At 60.6% G+C, this 19041-nt stretch carries 22 protein-coding genes; 13 read left to right on the top strand and 9 right to left on the bottom strand.

Annotated elements, in window-relative coordinates; genetic code table 11:
- Nucleotides 1-38 precede the first annotated feature (38 nt).
- Nucleotides 39-674, bottom strand: a complete 636-nt coding sequence (locus PseuLF5_RS00110) for a lytic polysaccharide monooxygenase auxiliary activity family 9 protein (RefSeq protein WP_123462513.1) — start codon at nt 672-674, stop codon at nt 39-41.
- Nucleotides 675-896: 222 nt separating this feature from the next.
- A complete protein-coding gene (locus PseuLF5_RS00105) occupies nt 897-1334 on the bottom strand; it encodes a hemerythrin domain-containing protein (RefSeq protein ID WP_123462512.1) in 438 nt (145 codons plus the stop codon).
- Between the two features lie 149 nt (nt 1335-1483).
- On the opposite strand from PseuLF5_RS00105, the gene PseuLF5_RS00100 reads away from it, so the two are divergent.
- A complete protein-coding gene (locus tag PseuLF5_RS00100) occupies nt 1484-1909 on the top strand; it encodes a GNAT family N-acetyltransferase (RefSeq protein ID WP_123462510.1) in 426 nt (141 codons plus the stop codon).
- 122 nt (nt 1910-2031) lie between these two features.
- On the opposite strand, the gene PseuLF5_RS00095 is transcribed toward PseuLF5_RS00100, so the two are convergent.
- On the bottom strand, nt 2032-2382 hold the full coding sequence (locus PseuLF5_RS00095; protein ID WP_222832573.1) for a hypothetical protein: 351 nt from the start codon (nt 2380-2382) through the stop codon (nt 2032-2034).
- A 134-nt stretch (nt 2383-2516) separates the two neighbouring features.
- On the opposite strand from PseuLF5_RS00095, the gene PseuLF5_RS00090 reads away from it, so the two are divergent.
- From PseuLF5_RS00090 to PseuLF5_RS00055, 8 genes are all read left to right on the top strand, one after another.
- Nucleotides 2517-2846: a DUF6388 family protein gene (locus tag PseuLF5_RS00090; protein WP_340132597.1), complete on the top strand. Its 330-nt coding sequence runs from the start codon at nt 2517-2519 to the stop codon at nt 2844-2846.
- Between the two features lie 25 nt (nt 2847-2871).
- The gene (locus PseuLF5_RS00085; protein ID WP_322374967.1) at nt 2872-3576 is read left to right on the top strand and encodes a YoaK family protein; all 705 of its coding nucleotides are present in this window, start codon (nt 2872-2874) and stop codon (nt 3574-3576) included.
- Between the two features lie 94 nt (nt 3577-3670).
- Nucleotides 3671-4063, top strand: coding sequence for a sulfurtransferase complex subunit TusD (gene tusD, locus PseuLF5_RS00080; RefSeq protein ID WP_128614206.1), 393 nt, complete (start codon nt 3671-3673; stop codon nt 4061-4063).
- 1 nt (nt 4064) lies between these two features.
- A complete protein-coding gene (gene tusC / locus PseuLF5_RS00075) occupies nt 4065-4421 on the top strand; it encodes a sulfurtransferase complex subunit TusC (protein ID WP_123462504.1) in 357 nt (118 codons plus the stop codon).
- A complete protein-coding gene (gene tusB / locus PseuLF5_RS00070; RefSeq protein ID WP_340132592.1) occupies nt 4421-4714 on the top strand; it encodes a sulfurtransferase complex subunit TusB in 294 nt (97 codons plus the stop codon). The genes tusC and tusB overlap by 1 nt, the downstream gene beginning before the upstream one ends.
- Nucleotides 4711-5046: a TusE/DsrC/DsvC family sulfur relay protein gene (locus tag PseuLF5_RS00065; protein WP_123462500.1), complete on the top strand. Its 336-nt coding sequence runs from the start codon at nt 4711-4713 to the stop codon at nt 5044-5046. The genes tusB and PseuLF5_RS00065 overlap by 4 nt, the downstream gene beginning before the upstream one ends.
- On the top strand, nt 5043-6044 hold the full coding sequence (locus PseuLF5_RS00060; protein ID WP_340132590.1) for a glycosyl transferase family protein: 1002 nt from the start codon (nt 5043-5045) through the stop codon (nt 6042-6044). Before PseuLF5_RS00065 ends, PseuLF5_RS00060 begins: the two co-directional genes overlap by 4 nt.
- Before the next feature lie 91 nt (nt 6045-6135).
- Nucleotides 6136-7137: a glutathione S-transferase family protein gene (locus PseuLF5_RS00055; protein ID WP_340132589.1), complete on the top strand. Its 1002-nt coding sequence runs from the start codon at nt 6136-6138 to the stop codon at nt 7135-7137.
- 132 nt (nt 7138-7269) lie between these two features.
- Here the strand turns inward: PseuLF5_RS00055 and cysG are convergent, their stop codons facing one another.
- From cysG to PseuLF5_RS00025, 6 genes are all read right to left on the bottom strand, one after another.
- Nucleotides 7270-8664 carry a siroheme synthase CysG gene (cysG, locus tag PseuLF5_RS00050; RefSeq protein ID WP_123462494.1) on the bottom strand — a complete coding sequence of 465 codons (1395 nt, stop codon included), beginning with the start codon at nt 8662-8664 and terminating at the stop codon, nt 7270-7272.
- Complete coding sequence (gene serS / locus PseuLF5_RS00045) at nt 8665-9945, bottom strand: serine--tRNA ligase (protein WP_123462492.1); 1281 nt, start codon at nt 9943-9945, stop codon at nt 8665-8667.
- A gap of 15 nt (nt 9946-9960) precedes the next feature.
- A complete protein-coding gene (gene crcB, locus PseuLF5_RS00040; RefSeq protein WP_123462490.1) occupies nt 9961-10335 on the bottom strand; it encodes a fluoride efflux transporter CrcB in 375 nt (124 codons plus the stop codon).
- Nucleotides 10335-11657, bottom strand: coding sequence for a replication-associated recombination protein A (locus tag PseuLF5_RS00035; RefSeq protein WP_064587012.1), 1323 nt, complete (start codon nt 11655-11657; stop codon nt 10335-10337). The genes crcB and PseuLF5_RS00035 overlap by 1 nt, the downstream gene beginning before the upstream one ends.
- Nucleotides 11658-11877: 220 nt before the next feature.
- Nucleotides 11878-12498, bottom strand: coding sequence for an outer membrane lipoprotein chaperone LolA (gene lolA, locus PseuLF5_RS00030; protein ID WP_123462488.1), 621 nt, complete (start codon nt 12496-12498; stop codon nt 11878-11880).
- Nucleotides 12499-12564: 66 nt separating this feature from the next.
- Entirely contained in the window at nt 12565-14973 is a 2409-nt protein-coding gene (locus PseuLF5_RS00025) for a DNA translocase FtsK (protein WP_123462486.1), read from the bottom strand.
- A 297-nt stretch (nt 14974-15270) separates the two neighbouring features.
- Here PseuLF5_RS00025 and trxB point away from each other — a divergent pair, with 297 nt between their 5' ends.
- From trxB to infA, 4 genes are all read left to right on the top strand, one after another.
- A complete protein-coding gene (trxB, locus tag PseuLF5_RS00020) occupies nt 15271-16230 on the top strand; it encodes a thioredoxin-disulfide reductase (RefSeq protein WP_340132587.1) in 960 nt (319 codons plus the stop codon).
- Between the two features lie 63 nt (nt 16231-16293).
- Nucleotides 16294-16974: a leucyl/phenylalanyl-tRNA--protein transferase gene (gene aat / locus PseuLF5_RS00015; protein ID WP_340132586.1), complete on the top strand. Its 681-nt coding sequence runs from the start codon at nt 16294-16296 to the stop codon at nt 16972-16974.
- 57 nt (nt 16975-17031) lie between these two features.
- Nucleotides 17032-17739, top strand: a complete 708-nt coding sequence (locus PseuLF5_RS00010; protein ID WP_123462480.1) for an arginyltransferase — start codon at nt 17032-17034, stop codon at nt 17737-17739.
- A 112-nt stretch (nt 17740-17851) separates the two neighbouring features.
- Nucleotides 17852-18070 (top strand): translation initiation factor IF-1, encoded by a 219-nt coding sequence (gene infA / locus PseuLF5_RS00005; protein ID WP_002553999.1) that lies wholly within the window; start codon nt 17852-17854, stop codon nt 18068-18070.
- Nucleotides 18071-19041: the final 971 nt, after the last annotated feature.

Below are 19041 nucleotides of genomic sequence, written 5' to 3'. Positions count from 1 at the left end.
TAATCCTTCAGAACGTGTGGGTTCAGGGTGATGACGACTTATTTGAAGTCGACGTCGAAGGCCTGATAGAAGGCGTTACCGGTGTTGGCGACGATCCACATCAGCACGATGACGTGGTGGCCCTTTTTGTTGGCCGGCAGTTTCACCGCGTGATTGACCTTGGCCTTCAGCTCATTCGGATAGCTGTAGTAAGGCACCTGCGTGTAAAAATCCTCGAAGAACGGCTGGGCTTCCAGTTGCGCACGGGTGATGCGTTGTTTCGGGTCCCAGCCATCCTTGGTGATCAGCCAGCGATAGCCACGAGTGGTGTGTGGCGCGGTGTATTCCCATTGGATGTCGAGGGTCTGCCCCGGGGTGACATTGAGCAGCGGCCAGGTGAACGGGCGGCCGAGTTTTTTGCTCATCTCTTCCTGGGTGAAGTTCACGCAGTCACGGGCATCGGTCTTGCCACCGCTGAGGATGTAGCCATCGGCAGGCGGCGTGACACTGTCGGAGTCAGTCTGGTAAGGCGCCGGAAAAGGCCCGGCAGCCAGCGCCGGGAAATTCTTGCCGCCTTCCATTTCGTTGACCTGCCAGGCGCCGAGCAATCCTTGCTCGATCGCCACCGCACCGCGGCTGGCCGGGGAGATGACGCGACCGTGTCGCAGTTGGGTTTGTGCTTGTGGTTGATTCATGTTTTTCACTCCGTTGATTTAAGAACTCTCCATTCCGAGGAGAGGCCTTCAAGCTAACGGAGGTGATTTTTTTGTCCATCGGCGGTTTTGTCGCAGCCTGCCGGGACACAATCGGTAAAACAGCGAAAACACTGGATATATGTACAGTTAAGTGCGGCGAATCTCACTCGACGCATAGGCAAAGACCTACACGTCAAGGTTACGAAATCGCGCATTCACGCGTCACGGCAGTTGCGCCTGGAACTCCTTTTCGTATTGCCCGGCCAGCTGTTCTTTCTGTTTGTCGTCGAGCAGTTTCCCGGCCATCTGGAAGAACTTCTGTTCCTCTTCCTTGAGGTGATGGTGCACCTTGTCCGAGAGTTTTTTCGCGGTCGCGAGCCACGCCGGACTGGACATCTCCGTCTCGTCGAGCTCTTCCATCATTTCGTCCATCTCATGGTGTTCGGAAATGGCGTGGCGGCTGAGATCGACACCGTTGTCGAATTCCATCAGCGGGATATAGAAGTGGCGCTCTTCAGCGGTTTCATGGGCCTGCAGTTCGGCCTTGAGCTGCTTGTAGGCTTCAACGCGCTCCGGCGTATCGCCGCTGGTCGCGATCAGGGCTTTGGCGTAGGTACGCTGGCGGTCATGGCTTTCACGAAGGGCTTCAAAAATATTCATGGGGGGTCCTCATCAACCGCGTGCTGGAATGACGCTGTAAAGGCTAGACCGCAACGCGGGAGCGGCGGTTCCAAACGGTTGGGGCAAGGGCTTTGAAGATGCCCCCTAGACAGGCTAGGCTGCGGGTTCACACTACAAGGACGTCACGCATGAAGTTGCGCATCGAGCAGTCGCAGAACAACACCGAAGAAGAACGCCAGGCCATTCTGGCGCCCCTGCATGCCTACAACGTCGCCAAGGCCGGGATCGCGGTATCGGAGCCGCTCACCCTGCTGGTGCGCGACGATGACAACCAGATCCTTGGCGGGCTGTATGGGCGGCTGGTGTGCCAGTGGCTGTTCATCGATTTGCTGTCAGTGCCCGAGGCTGGCCGCGGTCAGGGTGTTGGATCGAAGCTGATGCGCATGGCCGAAGACCTGGCGCGGGAGAAAGGCTGCATCGGGGCATGGCTCGACACCTTCGACTTTCAGGCGCCGGCGTTCTACGAAAAGCTCGGGTATAGCCAGTTTGGGGAAATCGACGACTACCCGCCGGGACATAAACGGCATTTTTTCCAGAAGCGCTTGATCGTTTGAATGGGCCGGCCCCTTCGCGGGCAAGCCTGCTCCCACAGGTTTTGTGGTGAGGCTGAAATCTTCAGCGACACACAAAATCCTGTGGGCTTGCCCGCGCTGAGGCTGGCCGCATCAATGCATGATCAAAGGCAGGTCGCCAACGCCGCCAAGCGCCGCTTGGCGACAAAATCATCCTTTTGCACGTAGTAACTCAGCGTCGTGCCCGAAGGCCCGGTTGTCACATCGACAAACGACTCGGCGGAACGCGTGTATACCGTCGTACCACCCTGTTTGCGCGGTTCCAGATAGGCGGCGGCATCCACGCCGAACACCGCTTCGTCCTGCCAGCCGAATTGCACGCACTGGGCCACGATTTTCTCGGGCTTGTCCGAGGTCATGACTTTGTACGGCGTTCTCGTGCGAGCATCATCCATCACCGAACCCGCGCACCCGGCCAGCAGTGTTGCCGCCAGCGCTACCATCAGAATTCGCATTGTTTTCGCTCAGTCAGAAAAAAGCGGACTGTAGCACCGCAGCGGCAGGAATCGTTCTGCTTTACTGCATTTATCACGCGACACACGCCGACAGCTACGGCAACCTACGGTCATCAGCCTCACAAGGAAAACCCATGGCGCCTACCGACCAGCGACATGAACATGCCCTGCAACTGTTTCTCGACGCGCGACCTGACTTGCGCGAAACCCTCGACAACCTCAACCCACTGCTGGCCCAGGCCAAAGGCGAAACCCAGGCCCAGTATCGCGAAGAGCGTCTGCACGAAGCATTTGAGGCGGAGGCCGAGAGCAAGGGCCTGTTTGCCTGGGAATTGACCCTGCAACTGACCACCGATTCGCCGCAGGAATATCGCACGCAGCGCCTGGAGGTGCATCGCGAAGTCGCAGAAATGGCTGGCATGGACTGGCTGGAATATTGCGACCTGTATGGCATAGAACCTTAATCGCTGCGCAAGGACACCTGCACCCATGCTGCCATCCGCCTCGACTCACCGCGCCAGCCCCGGCCACCTGCACACGCAAAAGTGGCGCGGGCGTGTGGGCCTGGCGCTGGTGGCCAGCCTATCGGTACTCGCGGGCATGACCGATGCGATCGGCTTCATGGCCAGCGGCGACTTTGTGTCGTTCATGAGTGGCAATACCACACGCCTGGCCGTGGCGATCAGCGATGGTGATTTCGGGCTGACCGTGCGCCTGGTGATCCTCGTCGCGACCTTCATTGTCGGTAACGCCTTGGGCGTGCTCGTTGCTCGCCTCGGCGGCCGCCGGGCGCTGCCGCTGCTGCTGTGTATCGCCACCCTGCTCTGCGCGGCGGCGATCTGGCCGTATGACGCACAATTGCCGGCGCTGCTGGCGGCGATCATTGCGATGGGCATGCTCAACGCGTCAGTCGAGGAAGTGAATGGCCTCCCGGTCGGGCTGACCTATGTCACCGGCGCCCTGTCACGTTTCGGCCGTGGCCTGGGCCGCTGGTTGCTCGGCGAACGCCGTAATGGCTGGCGGGTGCAACTGGTGCCGTGGAGCGGGATGTTTATCGGCGCGATTCTTGGCGCGGTGCTGGAACACCATTTTGGCCTCAAGGCGATGTTGGCCAGTGGTGTACTGGCCGCGATGCTGGGCGTGCTGTCCCTGGCCATTCCGCGTCGTTGGCAGTTGGGCTATATGCCCCGCTGAAATGCGCCCCTGTGGGGTCATGTGCATGACTTCGGTTTCGCGGATGACTTCATAAAGCTTTATCATGGCCGCAGTTTCGCTGATCGAGTCCGTCATGAAGTTCGCCATTGCGCTGTTTTCCGCCGCCCATGCGCCCTCCTCGCGCCGCGCCCTGCTGTTTGCCCAGGCGGCACTGGCCGGGGGGCATGAGATTGTCCGGCTGTTTTTCTACCAGGATGGCGTCTACAACGCTTCCGACGCGGTGGTCACCCCGCAGGACGAACTCGACCTGCCCAAACAATGGCGTGCGTTCATCACCGAGCAGCAACTCGATGGCGTGGTGTGCATCGCCGCCGCCCTGCGCCGTGGTGCCTTGAACGGCGAAGAAGCCAAACGCTATCAGCGTGACGCCGTGTCCGTCAGCGCGCCGTGGGAGCTGTCCGGTCTTGGCCAGTTGCACGACGCCGCGCAAGATGCCGACCGCTTGATCTGTTTCGGAGGCGCATGACATGGCCAAATCCCTGTTGATCATCAGCCGCCAATCGCCTTGGTCCGGCCCCGGCGCCCGCGAAGCACTGGATATCGTGCTGGCAGGTGGCGCCTTCGACCTGCCGATCGGCCTGCTGTTTCTCGACGACGGCGTGCTGCAACTGGCCGCCGGGCAAAACGCCAAAGCCTTGCAGCAGAAGGACCTGAGCGCCAACCTGCAGGCGCTGCCGATGTTCGGTGTTGAAGAACTGTTCTATTGCGCCGACAGCGCCAGCCTGCGTGGGCTGAGCGATCTGTCGCTGGACGAGGCGCAGCCACTCGCCGCCGAACAAATCACCGCCCTTATTGACCGTTACGACCAGGTGATCACCCTCTGATGTCGACCTTGCATGTGTTGTCTCATTCCCCGTTCGGCGACGAGCGCCTGACCAGTTGCCTGCGCGTGATCGGCAAGGCCGACGCCTTGCTGCTGTGCGGCGACGCCGTGTATGCCTTGCAATCCGGCACCGCGCCATTCACGGCGCTGCAAAGCCGTCAGCTGCAACTGTTCGTCCTCACCGAAGACGCCCAGGCCCGCGCCCAGCAGATTCCGGATTGGGCCGAAGCCATCGACTACCCGGCCTTCGTCGAATTGTCGATCCACCACGACAAGGTCAACAGCTGGCTATGAATTCCCTGACCGTCGGCACCCGCGCCATCGAACTGGACAAGGATGGCTTTCTGGTTGACCTCGCAGACTGGTCCCACGATGTCGCGGGCGCCCTCGCCGCCGCCGAAGACATCGAACTGACCGCCGAACACTGGGAAGTCCTCGAACTGTTGCGCAGCTTTTACGCCGAATTCCAGCTGTCGCCGGCCACGCGCCCGCTGATCAAGTACACCGCGTTGAAACTCGGCGCGGAAAAAGGCAACAGCCTGCACCTGAACCGACTGTTCAAAGGCACCCCTGCCAAACTCGCCGCGAAACTGGCGGGCCTGCCCAAACCGACGAATTGCTTATGACCGACTTTCCAGCGCTGACCCTCGAAACACCCGCCGAACACCCGTTCGCTCAATTTGTGCGGATCCTCGGCAAGGGCAAGCGCGGCGCCCGCGACCTGACCCGCGAGGAAGCCCGAGAGGCGATGGGCATGGTGCTCGACGATAAGGTCGAAGACACCCAGCTCGGCGCCTTTCTGATGCTGCTTCGGCACAAGGAAGAAAGCGCCGAGGAAATGGCCGGTTTCACCGAAGCCTTGCGCGAGCGCTTGCAGACGCCGGCGCTGAACGTCGACCTCGACTGGCCGACCTACGCTGGCAAGAAACGTCATCTGCCGTGGTACCTGCTGGCGGCCAAATGCCTGGCGCAAAACGGTGTGCGGATTTTCATGCATGGCGGCGGCGCCCACACCGCCGGGCGCCTGTATACCGAGCAACTGCTCGGTGAACTGCAGATCCCGTTGTGCCGCACCTGGCAACAAGTCGGCAGCGCACTGGATAACGGCGGCCTGGCGTTCATGCCGCTGATGGACTGGGCGCCGCAGCTGCAGAAGATGATCGACCTGCGCAATACCATGGGCCTGCGCTCGCCGATCCACTCGCTGGCACGGATTCTCAATCCGCTGCGCGCGCGTTGTGGTCTGCAGAGTATTTTCCACCCGGGTTATCAAGCCGTGCACCGAGAGGCCAGCGGCCTGCTCGGCGACACGGCGATTGTGGTCAAGGGCGACGGCGGTGAAATCGAGATCAATCCGGACGCCGACAGCCACTTGTACGGCACCGCCGGCGGCGAGAGCTGGGACGAGGAATGGCCGCAGCTGTCGAGCCAGCGCCACGTCAAACCGGCCGCGCTGGACATCGAGCATCTGAAAGCGGTGTGGCGCGGCGAGGCGGTCGACAGCTATCCGCAATTGGCCCTGATCTCGACCATGGCCCTGGCCCTGCGCGGCCTTGGCCAAAGCCGCGAGCAAGCCTTCGAAACCGCCGAACGCTACTGGGCCGCGCGGAACAAATCGATTTAACCGATCATTCGCGCCCGATCTTTGCGCTTTTTGTTCGAACTCATCGGAATAGACTCGGCTCCAACGTTTATTGGTTTATGGAGTCTTGATCATGGGTTTACTCGTCGATGGCCACTGGCAGGACAAGTGGTACGAAAGCAGCAAGGACGGCGCGTTCCAGCGCGAACAGGCGCAGCGGCGTCACTGGGTCACCGCTGACGGCCAGCCGGGGCCGAACGGTGAAGGCGGTTTTGCCGCTGAAGCCGGACGCTACCACCTCTACGTGTCCCTCGCCTGCCCGTGGGCACACCGCACGCTGATCCTGCGCAAACTCAAGGGTCTGGAAAAGCTGATCGACGTCTCGGTGGTCAGTTGGCTGATGCTGGAAAACGGCTGGACCTTCGACAAGGCTCTCGGCTCGACCGGCGACAAACTCGATCACTTCGACTTCATGCACCAGCGCTACACCGCCGACACCCCAGACTACACCGGGCGCGTCACGGTGCCGGTGCTGTGGGACAAGCAGCTCAAGTGCATTGTCAGCAATGAGTCGGCGGAAATTATCCGCATGTTCAACAGCGCCTTCGACAACCTCACCGGCAACGACCTGGACTTCTACCCGGCACCGTTACGCGGCGAGATCGACGCGCTGAACGAGCGGATCTACCCGGCAGTGAACAACGGCGTGTATCGCGCCGGCTTCGCCACCTCGCAACAGGCCTATGAAGCGGCGTTCGATGAGGTGTTTGCCGAGCTGGATCATCTGGAGCAGTTGCTGGGCGCCAACCGCTACCTGAGCGGTGAGTTCCTGACTGAAGCGGATGTGCGTCTGTTTACTACGATGATTCGCTTCGACGCGGTGTATCACGGCCACTTCAAGTGCAATTTGCGGCGGATTGCCGACTACCCGAACCTGTCGAACTGGTTGCGTGAGCTGTATCAGTGGCCGGGGATTGCCGAGACCGTGGACTTTCAGCACATCAAACATCACTACTACGGCAGTCACAAGACGATCAACCCGACAGGAGTTGTGCCGAAGGGGCCGGCGCAGGATTTCAGTGTGGCCCATGATCGGGCGCGGCTGAGCGGGAAAGGGGTTTGGCGCAGGGGCTGATTGATTCGCTGATGTTGAGGACGCCATCGCTGGCAAGCCATCTCCCACAGGGATCTGTATGAAGCTGAAAATTGCAGCTTCAATACAAAACCCGTGGGAGCTGGCTTGCCAGGGATAGAGGCGACGCGGTTTTCAAACCTGCGCCTGAGCACCCTCGAACCACGCCAGTTTCTCGCGCAGTTGCACCACTTCACCCACGATCACCAGCGTCGGTGCATGCACTTCATGCTCCGCCACCAGGCGCGGCAAATCAGCCAAGGTGCCGGTAAACACCCGCTGATTGACCGTGGTGCCCTGCTGGATCAACGCCGCCGGGGTATCGGCCGAGCGACCGTGTTTGATCAACTGCTCGCAGATCACCGGCAACCCGACCAGGCCCATGTAGAACACCAGGGTCTGCGCCGGGGCAACCAGGTCGGCCCAAAGCAGATCGGTGGAGCCGTCCTTCAGGTGCCCGGTGACGAAGCGCACTGACTGCGCGTAATCGCGATGGGTCAGCGGAATCCCGGCATACGCCGCGCAACCGCTGGCCGCCGTGATCCCCGGTACCACCTGGAACGGAATACCGTGAGCCGCGAGTTCTTCGATCTCTTCACCGCCACGGCCGAAGATGAACGGATCACCGCCCTTCAACCGCACCACACGCTTGCCGGCCTTGGCCAGATCGACCAGTTGCTGATTGATCTGATCCTGCGGCACGGCGTGATCGGCGCGACGCTTGCCGACGTAGATCCGCTCGGCATCGCGACGGCACAGCTCAAGAATCGCCGGCGCCACCAGACGGTCGTACAGCACCACATCGGCTTGCTGCATCAGACGCAGAGCGCGGAAGGTCAGCAGGTCCGGATCGCCCGGCCCGGCACCCACCAGATACACCTCACCGGTGGTGATGTCCGCTTCGCCATCAATCTTGGCTTGCAGCAGACGCTCGGCCTCGCCGCCCTGCCCGGCCAGTTGCCGGTCGGCAATCGGCCCCTGAAACACGTCTTCCCAGAAACCGCGACGTTGCTGCACATCCGGAAACAGGTTCTTCACCTGATTGCGGAAACGCGCGGCCAGTCCGGCCAACTGGCCGTAGGTCGAGGGAATCCAGGTTTCGATCTTGGCGCGAATCAACCGCGCCAGTACCGGCGCATCGCCGCCGCTGGACACTGCGATGATCAACGGCGAACGATCGACGATCGCCGGGAAGATCACGCTGCACAATTGCGGCGCATCCACCACGTTGACCGGTACGCAGCGCCGATGGGCATCGCTGGACACTTGGGCATTGAGCGCCTCGTCGTCGGTGGCGGCGATGATCAGCACGCAACCGTCCAGATCCGCCTCGCCGTAACCGCGCAACAGGCAATCACCACCCGAGGCGGTGATCAGTTCACGCAGTTGCGGTTCGATTTCAGGTGCGACCACCCGCAGCAGCGCACCGGCATCGGCCAGCAGGCGGGATTTGCGCAAGGCAATTTCCCCCCCACCGACAACCAACACACGACTGCCGCGCAGGTTGTGAAACAGCGGCAGATATTTCATTTAGCCGATGACCTCAAGGCCACCCATGTACGGTTTCAGCACGTCCGGTACGCGGATCGAGCCGTCAGCCTGCTGGTAGTTTTCCAGCACGGCCACCAGGGTACGACCGACAGCCAGACCCGAGCCGTTCAGGGTGTGCACCAGCTCAGGCTTGCCGGTTTCCGGGTTGCGGAAACGCGCCTGCATGCGGCGGGCCTGGAAGTCGCCGCAGTTGGAGCACGACGAAATTTCCCGGTATTTGTCCTGGCTCGGGATCCACACTTCCAGGTCGTAGGTCTTCACGGCACTGAAGCCCATGTCGCCGGTGCACAGCGCCAGAGTGCGGTAAGGCAGACCCAGCAGTTGCAGGACTTTCTCGGCGTTGGCAGTCAGGCCTTCCAGCGCTTCCATCGACGTCGACGGCTCGACGATCTGGACCATTTCGACTTTGTCGAACTGGTGCTGACGGATCATGCCGCGAGTGTCGCGACCCGATGCGCCGGCTTCGCTGCGGAAGCACGGGGTGTGGGCGACGAATTTGATCGGCAGTTGCTTCGAGTCGACGATTTCACCGGCCACGATGTTGGTCAGCGACACTTCGGCGGTCGGGATCAGGTACAAATCGGCCTCGCCTTCGCGAGCGATCTTGAACAGGTCCTCTTCGAACTTCGGCAGTTGCCCGGTGCCTTGCAGCGCTGGAGCCTGAACCAGATAAGGCGTGTAAGCCTCTTCGTAGCCGTGCTCGTTGACGTGCAGGTTGATCATGAATTGCGCCAGGGCGCGGTGCAGACGAGCGATCGGCCCGCGCAGCAGAGCGAAACGCGCGCCGGACAGTTTGGCGGCCGTTTCAAAGTCGAGCCAGCCGAACTTCTCGCCCAGGGCAACGTGGTCTTTCACTTCAAAGTCGAAGGCGGTCGGGGTGCCCCAGCGGCGCACTTCGACGTTGTCGTCTTCGTCTTTGCCGACCGGCACCGATTCGTGCGGCAGATTCGGGATACCCAGCAGGATCGAGTCCAGTTCGGTCTGGATCGCGTCCAGCTCGACCTTGCCGGCACTCAACTCGCCCGCCATGCGCTCGACGTCCGCCATCAACGGTGCGATGTCTTCGCCGCGCTGCTTGGCCTGACCGATGGATTTGGAACGCGCGTTACGCTCAGCCTGCAGTGCTTCGGTGCGGGTCTGGACGGTCTTGCGCTGTTCTTCCAGCGCTTCGATGCGCGCGGTATCCAGGGCAAAGCCACGGGAAGCCAGGCGGTCCGCTACGTCCTGAAGGTTGCTACGTAACAGTTTGGAATCGAGCATGTCGGTTTCTCGTTATCAAAGTTTGGTCAAGGACAGGCCGGCCCACGTCGCGAGCAGCCCGCCGAATACGCTGAGTGCCGCATAGCCCAGGGCCAGCGGCACTTGCCCACTTTCCAGCAGGCGCACCGTATCCAGTGAAAAGGATGAAAAAGTCGTCAGCCCCCCGAGGAAGCCGACCATCAACCCGGCGCGCACCTCGATCGGCACCTCCGGGCGTATCAAAAACAGGCCGTACAACACGCCAATCAGCAAACAGCCCACGATATTAACGGCCAGCGTCGCGGTATAGAAGTGCCGCGGCCAATTGGCATTGACCCAATTGCCGGTGGCGAAGCGCAACAGGGTGCCGGCAATCCCGCCGGCGGAGACTGCAACAATCAATGGAAGCACTATTTTCTCCGCTGTCTTGGACTTAAACGATCGAGTTGAGCGAGGTGATTGAGCTTCTCGCCGATCTTCAATTCCAGGCCTCGGGGCACCGGTTGGTAGAACGGGATCGGCTCAAGCTCCTCAGGGAAATAGTCTTCGCCGGCGGCATAGGCGTCCGGCTCATCGTGGGCGTAGCGATACTCATCGCCGTAGCCCAATTGTTTCATCAGTTTGGTCGGCGCGTTGCGCAGGTGCAGCGGCACTTCCAGCGAACCGTTTTCAGCGGCGGCGCGCAGGGCGGTCTTGAACCCCATGTACACCGCATTGCTTTTCGGGGCGCAGGCCAGGTAGGTAATGGCCTGGGCCACGGCCAGTTCGCCTTCCGGGCTGCCGAGGCGTTCCTGCACTTCCCACGCCGCCAGGCACAGGCTGAGGGCACGCGGGTCGGCGTTGCCGATGTCTTCGCTGGCCATGCGCACCACGCGCCGGGCCAGGTACAGCGGATCACAACCGCCGTCGATCATCCGCGCAAACCAGTACAGCGCGCCGTCGGGATTGGAGCCGCGCACCGATTTGTGCAACGCGGATATCTGGTCGTAAAAGGCTTCGCCGCCTTTGTCGAAGCGCCGACGGGTGTCGCCGAGCAGGCTTTGCAGCAGTTCGGTGCCGATCTCACTGTTGTCTTCGGCGAGGTCCGAGGCATTTTCCAGCAAGTTGAGCAGCCGTCGACCATCGCCATCGGCGGCGGACAGCAACATCTGGAAGCCTTCATCGTTGAGCGTCAGGTTGCGCTTGCCCAGCCCACGCTCCTCGGTGAGTGCGCGATGCACCAGTTTGCGCAGCGCCGCTTCGTCGAGGCTTTTCAGCACATAGACGCGGGCCCGCGACAACAAGGCGTTGTTCAGTTCGAACGAAGGATTTTCGGTGGTGGCGCCGATGAAGATCAGTGTGCCGTCTTCAACATAAGGCAGGAACGCATCCTGCTGCGACTTGTTGAACCGGTGCACTTCATCGACGAACAGAATCGTGCGCTTGCCGTACTGGCCGGCCTGCTGTTTGGCGATTTCAACCGCCTGACGGATTTCCTTGACCCCGGCAAGCACCGCCGAGACCGTTTCGAAGTGCGCGTCCGAGACTTCCGCGAGCAATCGCGCGAGGGTGGTTTTACCCACGCCAGGCGGGCCCCAGAAAATCATCGAATGCAGGGCACCCTGCTCCAGCGCTTCACGCAGAGGCTTGCCGCGAGCGAGCACGTGCTCCTGACCGACGTACTCATCCAGATTGGTCGCGCGCAAACGCGCGGCCAGTGGCTGGGCAATCGGTGCACTGCGAAACAGATCCATCACGTAGCGTTGAAACCTCGAATTTTCTGAACTCTGTGGGTGACCCTGTGGCGAGGGGATTCATCCCCGTTGGGCTGAGGAGCGGCCCTTAAACCAGCAATTTCGTTGTATCAGGCCTACCAAGTGCAATGGTTTTGGCGGCTGCTGCGCAGCCGAACGGGGATAAATCCCCTCGCCACAAAAGCTCCAAACCACAAAGGCCCAGTTCAGGATCCGGGGTTTATTCCTGGATCACGTCGGCACCCTTGGGGATGTCGAACTTGAACTTGGAGGCCGGCACTGGCTCGTTGGCCTTGACCCCGGTGAACAGGATGTTGGTGCGCTGGCCGACGCTGTCGATCAGTTGCATGTCATTGAGCAGACCGTTGCGGAACGACAGGCGCAGGTTGTCGAACAACGTGTCCTTGGTTTTCGGCTTCAGAGTGAAGTCGATCACGCCGCCTGCCTCTTTCGCCGTGATGTCGAAACTCTGGCTGATCTTCGACACATCACCGGACAACAACAACGCCGGGGTCTGGGTCAGACGCTCGTCGAGCTTCTTGATCGTCGCCTGTTCCAGATCCGGGTCCCACAAGGTGACTTTCTTGCCGTCGGAGACCATGGTCTGCTCGGCCGGCGCATTGGTGTGCCAGTAGAACAGGCCCGGACGCTGCAGGGTCATGTCGCCGGTGGTTTCCTGCAACTGCGTGCCGCTGCCGTCGAGGGTCAACTGCGAGAAGTTCGCGCTCAGGGTCTTGGACGTTTCCAGCAATTGGGTCAGACGAGCCACGTCCTTGTCATCGGCGTGGGCCGTGAATGTGGTCAGTGCCAGTACTGGCAACAGCATGCGGATCAGACGCATGGGAGTCCTCTTGAATACTCGTGGGAGAGCGGCGGCACGTCATTGTGCCACCTCTTGCTTCTGGGATCAGTCGCGTACCGGGCCCGGGGCCAGCACTTCACGCGAACCGTTGGTGTTCATGGAGGTGACGACGCCGGCCATTTCCATGGCTTCGATCATCCGCGCGGCACGGTTGTAGCCGATCTTCAACTTGCGCTGTACAGCGGAAATCGAGGCGCGGCGGCTTTCCAGCACAAACTGCACGGCTTCGTCGTACAGTGCGTCCGCTTCCGGATCATCGCCGTCGCCGCCACCGCTGCTGCCTTCAAAACCGCTGCCTGCTTCTTCGACACCGTTGAGGATGTCATCGTTGTATTCCGGTGCGCCACGCAGTTTCCACGCTTCGACGACACGGTGGACTTCATCGTCGGACACGAATGCGCCGTGAACCCGAATCGGCAGGCTGGTGCCCGGCGGCATGTAGAGCATGTCACCGTGGCCGAGCAATTGTTCGGCGCCGCCCTGGTCGATGATGGTCCGCGAGTCGATCTTGCTCGAAACCTGGAACGCCATACGGGTCGGGATGTTGGCCTTGATCAGACCGGTGATCACGTCCACCGACGGCCGCTGGGTCGCGAGGATCAAGTGAATACCTGCCGCACGGGCCTTCTGCGCGATACGCGCGATCAGCTCTTCGACCTTCTTGCCGACGATCATCATCATGTCGGCGAATTCGTCGACCACCACGACGATGGTCGGCAGCTTCTGCAGCAGCGGCGCTTCATCGTGAATGCTTTCACGCTTGTACAGCGGATCGCTCAACGGCTCGCCGGCATCCTGGGCTTCCTTGACCTTGGCGTTGAAGCCGGACAGGTTACGCACGCCCATCTTCGCCATCAGCTTGTAGCGGCGTTCCATCTCGGCAACGCTCCAGCGCAAGGCGTTGGCGGCGTCCTTCATGTCGGTAACCACCGGGCACAACAGGTGCGGAATGCCTTCGTAGATCGACAGCTCAAGCATTTTCGGGTCGATCATGATCAGCTTGGCGTCTTCCGGGCCGGACTTGAACAGGATCGACAGGATCATCGCGTTCACCCCCACCGACTTACCGGAACCGGTGGTACCGGCTACCAGCAGGTGCGGCATCTTCGCCAGGTCGGTGATGACCGGTTTGCCGCCAATGTCGTGGCCCAGGGCCAGGGTGACCGGCGATTTGAAGTTGTCGTACTCGGGGGTCGACAGCACTTCGGAGAAGCGCACGATCTGCCGGTCTTCGTTGGGAATCTCGATACCCACGGTGGTCTTGCCCGGAATCACCTCGACCACGCGCACGCTGGTCACGGCCAGCGAACGCGCCAGGTCTTTCGCCAGGTTGGCGATGCGGCTGACTTTCACGCCTGCAGCGGGCTGGATCTCGTAACGGGTAATCACCGGGCCCGGATGGATCGAGTCCACCGTGACCTCGACCCCGAACTCCTTGAGCTTGATCTCCAGCAAGTGGCCGACCGCTGCCAGGGACTCCGGCGAGTAATTGAGCTGTTTCTTTTCCGCCGGATCGAGAATCGAGATCGGCGGCAAGGTGCCTTCCACGGCGCTGTCGACGAACAACGGCGCCTGTTTCTCTTTCTGCACGCGCTTGCTCGGTTCCGGGGCCTTGGCCGGGGCCGGGGCGATGACCGGCGGCACCTGCTTCTCACGGTCGGACATGTGCTTGCTCAGGGCTTGCTCACGCTCGATCAGGCGTTCCTTGACCTTGGCTTGTTCACGCTTGTCGGTGACCGTCGGCGCCACCACGTCATGTACGCGATCGTCGACTTCACGCAGTTGCGCGACCAGTTGTTTGCGCTCGGTGCGGGCCGACCACCAGCGGTTGAGCGCGCCCTGGAACAGCTCGAACAAGTCGAGGGTGATCTTGCCGGTGATGTCCATCACCTTGAACCACGACAGGTCGGTGAACACCGTCAGGCCGAACAGGAACAGGGCGATGAACAGCAGCGTGCTGCCCTGAATGTTCAGCGCGTTCTTCGCCAGATCGCCGAGGCTCTCGCCCAATGCGCCACCGGCGCCCGCCGGCAGACCGGTCGGGGCATGGAAATGGATATGCGCCAGTGCCGCGCCGGACAGCACCAGAAACACCAGGCCGATCAGGCGCCAGGAGAACAGCCAGCCGCTCCACTGCCACGGTTCGTGACGCTGACGGAAGATCTGATACGCCTTGATCGCCAGCAGCAACGGGAAGATGTACGCGAAATAACCGAGCACCATGAACAGGATGTCGGCGCTGTAGGAACCCGCCGGGCCGCCGAAATTCTGCACGTCGTCGATCTTGCTGTTGTGGCTCCAGCCCGGATCGTCCTTGCCGTAGGTCAGCAAAGCCATCATCAGGAACAGGCACAAGGCACCGATGGCGATCAATGCACCTTCCTTGAGCCGGTAGTGCAACTGTTGGCGCCAGAGCGGAACGACTGTTTTTGGTGCTGCGGTGGATTTCTTCAAAACGCTTCTTTTCCTGCGCCCGAGGCGCGTCCATCTATTGAATGACGATAAAAAACTGCCCAATCCAGGCAGGTGAAAAAGTGAACGGGCACAACTGAGACTACTTTTAACACTGCGCTGCGGCTTTTATAAACACGGTGCGCAGCGAATATTCTGTTACAGCCCGGCATTGTACGGGTTTGTGCGTCTGATGCCATGCTTCAAAGCCCAGCATTGAGCATAGCCAAGCGCACGAAACCTGCGGTTCAATTTGAGCATGCATTGTCTTTTGTGACAAAGGCTTATGAGGTGTATTTGATGAACGCAGCGAAGCATTCACGCCTGATCATTCTCGGCTCCGGCCCGGCCGGCTACAGCGCCGCCGTCTACGCCGCCCGCGCCAACCTCAAACCCGTCGTGATTACCGGATTGCAGGCCGGTGGCCAGCTCACCACCACGGTCGAGGTCGACAACTGGCCCGGCGACGTCGAAGGCCTGACCGGCCCGGTGCTGATGGAGCGCATGCAAAAGCACGCCGAACGCTTTGCCACAGAGATCGTTTACGACCACATCCACACGGCCAAGTTGCAGCAGCGCCCGTTTGAACTCATCGGCGACAGCGGCACTTACACTTGCGACGCACTGATTATCGCCACCGGCGCGTCGGCGCAGTATCTGGGCCTGCCCTCGGAGGAAGCCTTCGCCGGCAAGGGTGTTTCCGCCTGTGCGACCTGTGATGGCTTCTTTTATCGCAATCAGGTGGTGGCGGTGGTCGGTGGCGGCAACACCGCCGTCGAGGAAGCGCTGTACCTCTCCAACATCGCCAAAGAAGTGCACTTGATCCACCGTCGCGACAAGTTGCGCTCGGAGAAAATCCTTCAGGACAAGCTGTTCGACAAAGCCGCCAGCGGTAACGTGCGCCTGCACTGGAACGAGAACCTTGACGAAGTGCTCGGCGACGCCAGCGGCGTAACCGGCGCCCGCCTGCGCGACAGCCACACCGGCGAAACCCGCGAACTGTCGTTGGCGGGCGTGTTCATTGCCATTGGCCACAAACCCAACACCGACCTGTTTCAGGGTCAGCTGCCGATGCGCGATGGCTATCTGGTGATCAAGGGCGGCAGCGAGGGCGATGCCACAGCCACCGCGATCCCCGGCGTGTTTGCCGCAGGCGACGTGGCCGACCACGTCTACCGGCAAGCGGTGACGTCCGCCGGCGCCGGTTGCATGGCTGCGCTCGATGCGGAGAAGTATCTGGACGACATTCCTGTCATTTAACGGCACACTTTATCGCGGGCCACACGGCCCGCACCGCCCTCCCCTTCTGCAAGCCTGGATGCCATGCTGACTTGGTTACAACGCAACTCACTGACTTTTCCGCCGCTGGAAAAGGCCATGCGCGACCCCAACGGATTACTCGCCGCCGGCGGCGACCTGTCCGCCGATCGTTTGATTCAGGCTTATCGCCATGGCTGCTTTCCGTGGTTTTCCGAAGGCCAGCCGATTCTCTGGTGGTCGCCGGATCCGCGCACGGTGCTATTTCCCGACGAACTGCATGTCTCGCGCAGTCTCGGCAAATTACTGCGCAAGACGCGCTATCAGGTGACCTTCGACCAGGATTTTGATGCCGTCATCCGCGCCTGCGCCGCGCCACGGGATTACGCCGATGGCACCTGGATCACGCAAGCCATGCAGGATGCCTACATTGAATTGCACCGCCGCGGCTTTGCCCATTCGGTGGAGGTCTGGGATCAGGGCGAACTGGTCGGTGGCCTGTATGGCCTGGCGATGGGCCAACTGTTTTTCGGCGAATCAATGTTCAGCCGCGCCGACAACGCCTCCAAATATGGCTTTGCCACACTGGTGCGACACTTGAAAGATTCGGGTTTTGTGCTGATCGACTGCCAGATGCCGACCGATCATCTGCACAGCCTCGGCGCCCGGGCGATTCCCCGCAGTGAATTCGCGCGCTATCTGGCCAATCATCTGGATCAACCTCAACGTGCCACCTGGGTTTGCTGAGCGACTTTTGCGCGCGTGGCTTACACTTAATTCACCAGCTTATCCCGAGGGTTGATCATGACCGAGTTGGCACGCCTCAAGTTCTATGCCACTCAGCCCCACTCTTGCAGTTATCTGCCCGAGGAGCAGGCGACGACCCTGTTTCTCGACCCGAGCCAGCCCATGGATGTGCATGTCTACGCAGACCTGTCGGAAATGGGCTTTCGTCGCAGTGGCGATCATCTGTATCGGCCGCATTGCCAGAACTGCAATGCGTGCGTGCCTGCGCGCATTCCGGTGGCGCAGTTCATCCCCAATCGTCAGCAGAAGCGCATTTTCAAACGCAACGCCGACCTGCAGGTGCGTCCGGCCAAGCCCAAGTTCAGCGAAGAATATTTCGATCTGTACCAGCGCTATATCGAACAACGTCACGCCGACGGCGACATGTACCCGCCCAGCCGTGATCAATTCTCGACATTTCTGGTCCGCGACCTGCCCTTCTCGCGCTTTTACGAGTTCCGTCTCGACGGACGGTTGCTCGCCGTGGCGGTCACCGATTTACTGCCAAACGGCTTGTCGGCGGTGTACACCTTCTACGAACCCGCCGAAGAACGCCGCAGCCTTGGCCGTTTTGCCATCTTGTGGCAGATCGCCGAAAGCCATCGCCTCGGGCTTGAGGCGGTGTACCTCGGTTACTGGATCAAAAACTGCAAAAAGATGAACTACAAGACGCAATATCGCCCCATCGAATTGCTGATTAATCAGCGCTGGGTTGTCCTGAACTAAACCCAAGCCCTAAACCCCTTGGCGTAAACCCCATTTTTCGGGCACAATGCACGCCGCTTTTGCCTGGCGCAGTTGCACCGGGCCATTCATTGGATACCGAGGGCTTTACTGCATGTCGAAAGAAGACAGCTTCGAAATGGAAGGCACTGTCGTCGACACCCTGCCCAACACCATGTTTCGCGTGGAGTTGGAAAATGGGCACGTCGTAACCGCGCATATTTCCGGCAAGATGCGCAAGAACTACATTCGTATTCTTACCGGTGACAAAGTGCGCGTCGAGCTGACGCCCTATGACTTGAGCAAAGGGCGCATTACTTACCGCGCTCGTTAATCAAGTCAATACAGAACGCCCGGTTTATGCCGGGCGTTTTTGTTTGTCTGGGATTTGGGTTTTGTGGGCATATCCGTAGCTGCGGGTGCTGCCGCTGGCGGTTTCGCTCTTACAGCGAGTCACCTTTTCCAAACGCCGAAAAGGTAACCCAAAAGGCTTTGCCCCGGCGTACGGCACTTCGCTGAGACTCAGTGTTCCCTCGCTACGGAGTCCATCCGGGGGCATCGCCTACGGTTTGCTTCGCTGCACCTCCTCTCGATGAATGCGGCTTCGCCGCACGGCGCTGCGCGCCTACCCCCGGATGAACACCTACGCTCGGCCTGCCGATGGGGCAAAAGATCAAAAGCCGAAGCCAGATCAAAAGCCGGATCAAGAGCCCCTCACCCTAGCCCTCTCCCGGAGGGAGAGGGGACTGACCGTGGTGTTTGGGGGAGCTGCGCCGACGTGCGATACCGCGTTGAACTCAGGCTCTAAAAAGCAAACAAATCGGCCCCTCACCCTCCCAGAGAAAGGACTGATCGAAGTGTTTGGGAGAGCTACGCCGACGTGCGATATCGAGTCGAACTCAGATTTTGAAAAGCCCACAAATCGGCTCCCTCTCCCTAGGGAGAGGGCTGGGGTGAGGGGTAAATCCACCACAAATCCAAAGCCAAACACCCGCTCTTCACCACTCAATAGGCCGAGTGTCAGCTCGCCTGCTTTTGATCTTGATCCACGGGCGACATCGGAAGGCTGAGTGGAGGGATTGATCCGGGGGTGGGAGCGCAGCGACCGTTTGGCGCAGCCAAACACAGCGAGAGGAGGTGCAGCGAAGCAAACCGTAGGCGCTGCGCCCGGATCAATCCCGGAGCGAAGGAACCCCGAGCCCCAGCGAGCGGGCCGCACGTAGGAGCAAGCGTTTTTTTGCTTACTTTTTTTAGGCGTTTCCCTCCGTGTCAGGCTACCTGTCGCCCTTATTGATTGACTCAAAT

This window comes from Pseudomonas sp. LF-5 (assembly GCF_037626295.1).
GTDB classification, from domain to species: Bacteria; Pseudomonadota; Gammaproteobacteria; order Pseudomonadales; family Pseudomonadaceae; genus Aquipseudomonas; species Aquipseudomonas monsensis.
The sequence above is the reverse complement of the archived record's forward strand: the minus strand, read 5'-3'. Positions and strand labels throughout refer to the sequence as shown.

Coding starts and splice junctions, on each gene's coding strand:
- PseuLF5_RS00110 (WP_123462513.1), bottom strand. CDS start 674: ATGAATCAACCACAAGCACAAACCCAACTGCGACACGGTCGCGTCATC.
- PseuLF5_RS00105 (WP_123462512.1), bottom strand. CDS start 1,334: ATGAATATTTTTGAAGCCCTTCGTGAAAGCCATGACCGCCAGCGTACC.
- PseuLF5_RS00100 (WP_123462510.1), top strand. CDS start 1,484: ATGAAGTTGCGCATCGAGCAGTCGCAGAACAACACCGAAGAAGAACGC.
- PseuLF5_RS00095 (WP_222832573.1), bottom strand. CDS start 2,382: ATGCGAATTCTGATGGTAGCGCTGGCGGCAACACTGCTGGCCGGGTGC.
- PseuLF5_RS00090 (WP_340132597.1), top strand. CDS start 2,517: ATGGCGCCTACCGACCAGCGACATGAACATGCCCTGCAACTGTTTCTC.
- PseuLF5_RS00085 (WP_322374967.1), top strand. CDS start 2,872: ATGCTGCCATCCGCCTCGACTCACCGCGCCAGCCCCGGCCACCTGCAC.
- tusD (WP_128614206.1), top strand. CDS start 3,671: ATGAAGTTCGCCATTGCGCTGTTTTCCGCCGCCCATGCGCCCTCCTCG.
- tusC (WP_123462504.1), top strand. CDS start 4,065: ATGGCCAAATCCCTGTTGATCATCAGCCGCCAATCGCCTTGGTCCGGC.
- tusB (WP_340132592.1), top strand. CDS start 4,421: ATGTCGACCTTGCATGTGTTGTCTCATTCCCCGTTCGGCGACGAGCGC.
- PseuLF5_RS00065 (WP_123462500.1), top strand. CDS start 4,711: ATGAATTCCCTGACCGTCGGCACCCGCGCCATCGAACTGGACAAGGAT.
- PseuLF5_RS00060 (WP_340132590.1), top strand. CDS start 5,043: ATGACCGACTTTCCAGCGCTGACCCTCGAAACACCCGCCGAACACCCG.
- PseuLF5_RS00055 (WP_340132589.1), top strand. CDS start 6,136: ATGGGTTTACTCGTCGATGGCCACTGGCAGGACAAGTGGTACGAAAGC.
- cysG (WP_123462494.1), bottom strand. CDS start 8,664: ATGAAATATCTGCCGCTGTTTCACAACCTGCGCGGCAGTCGTGTGTTG.
- serS (WP_123462492.1), bottom strand. CDS start 9,945: ATGCTCGATTCCAAACTGTTACGTAGCAACCTTCAGGACGTAGCGGAC.
- PseuLF5_RS00035 (WP_064587012.1), bottom strand. CDS start 11,657: ATGGATCTGTTTCGCAGTGCACCGATTGCCCAGCCACTGGCCGCGCGT.
- lolA (WP_123462488.1), bottom strand. CDS start 12,498: ATGCGTCTGATCCGCATGCTGTTGCCAGTACTGGCACTGACCACATTC.
- trxB (WP_340132587.1), top strand. CDS start 15,271: ATGAACGCAGCGAAGCATTCACGCCTGATCATTCTCGGCTCCGGCCCG.
- aat (WP_340132586.1), top strand. CDS start 16,294: ATGCTGACTTGGTTACAACGCAACTCACTGACTTTTCCGCCGCTGGAA.
- PseuLF5_RS00010 (WP_123462480.1), top strand. CDS start 17,032: ATGACCGAGTTGGCACGCCTCAAGTTCTATGCCACTCAGCCCCACTCT.
- infA (WP_002553999.1), top strand. CDS start 17,852: ATGTCGAAAGAAGACAGCTTCGAAATGGAAGGCACTGTCGTCGACACC.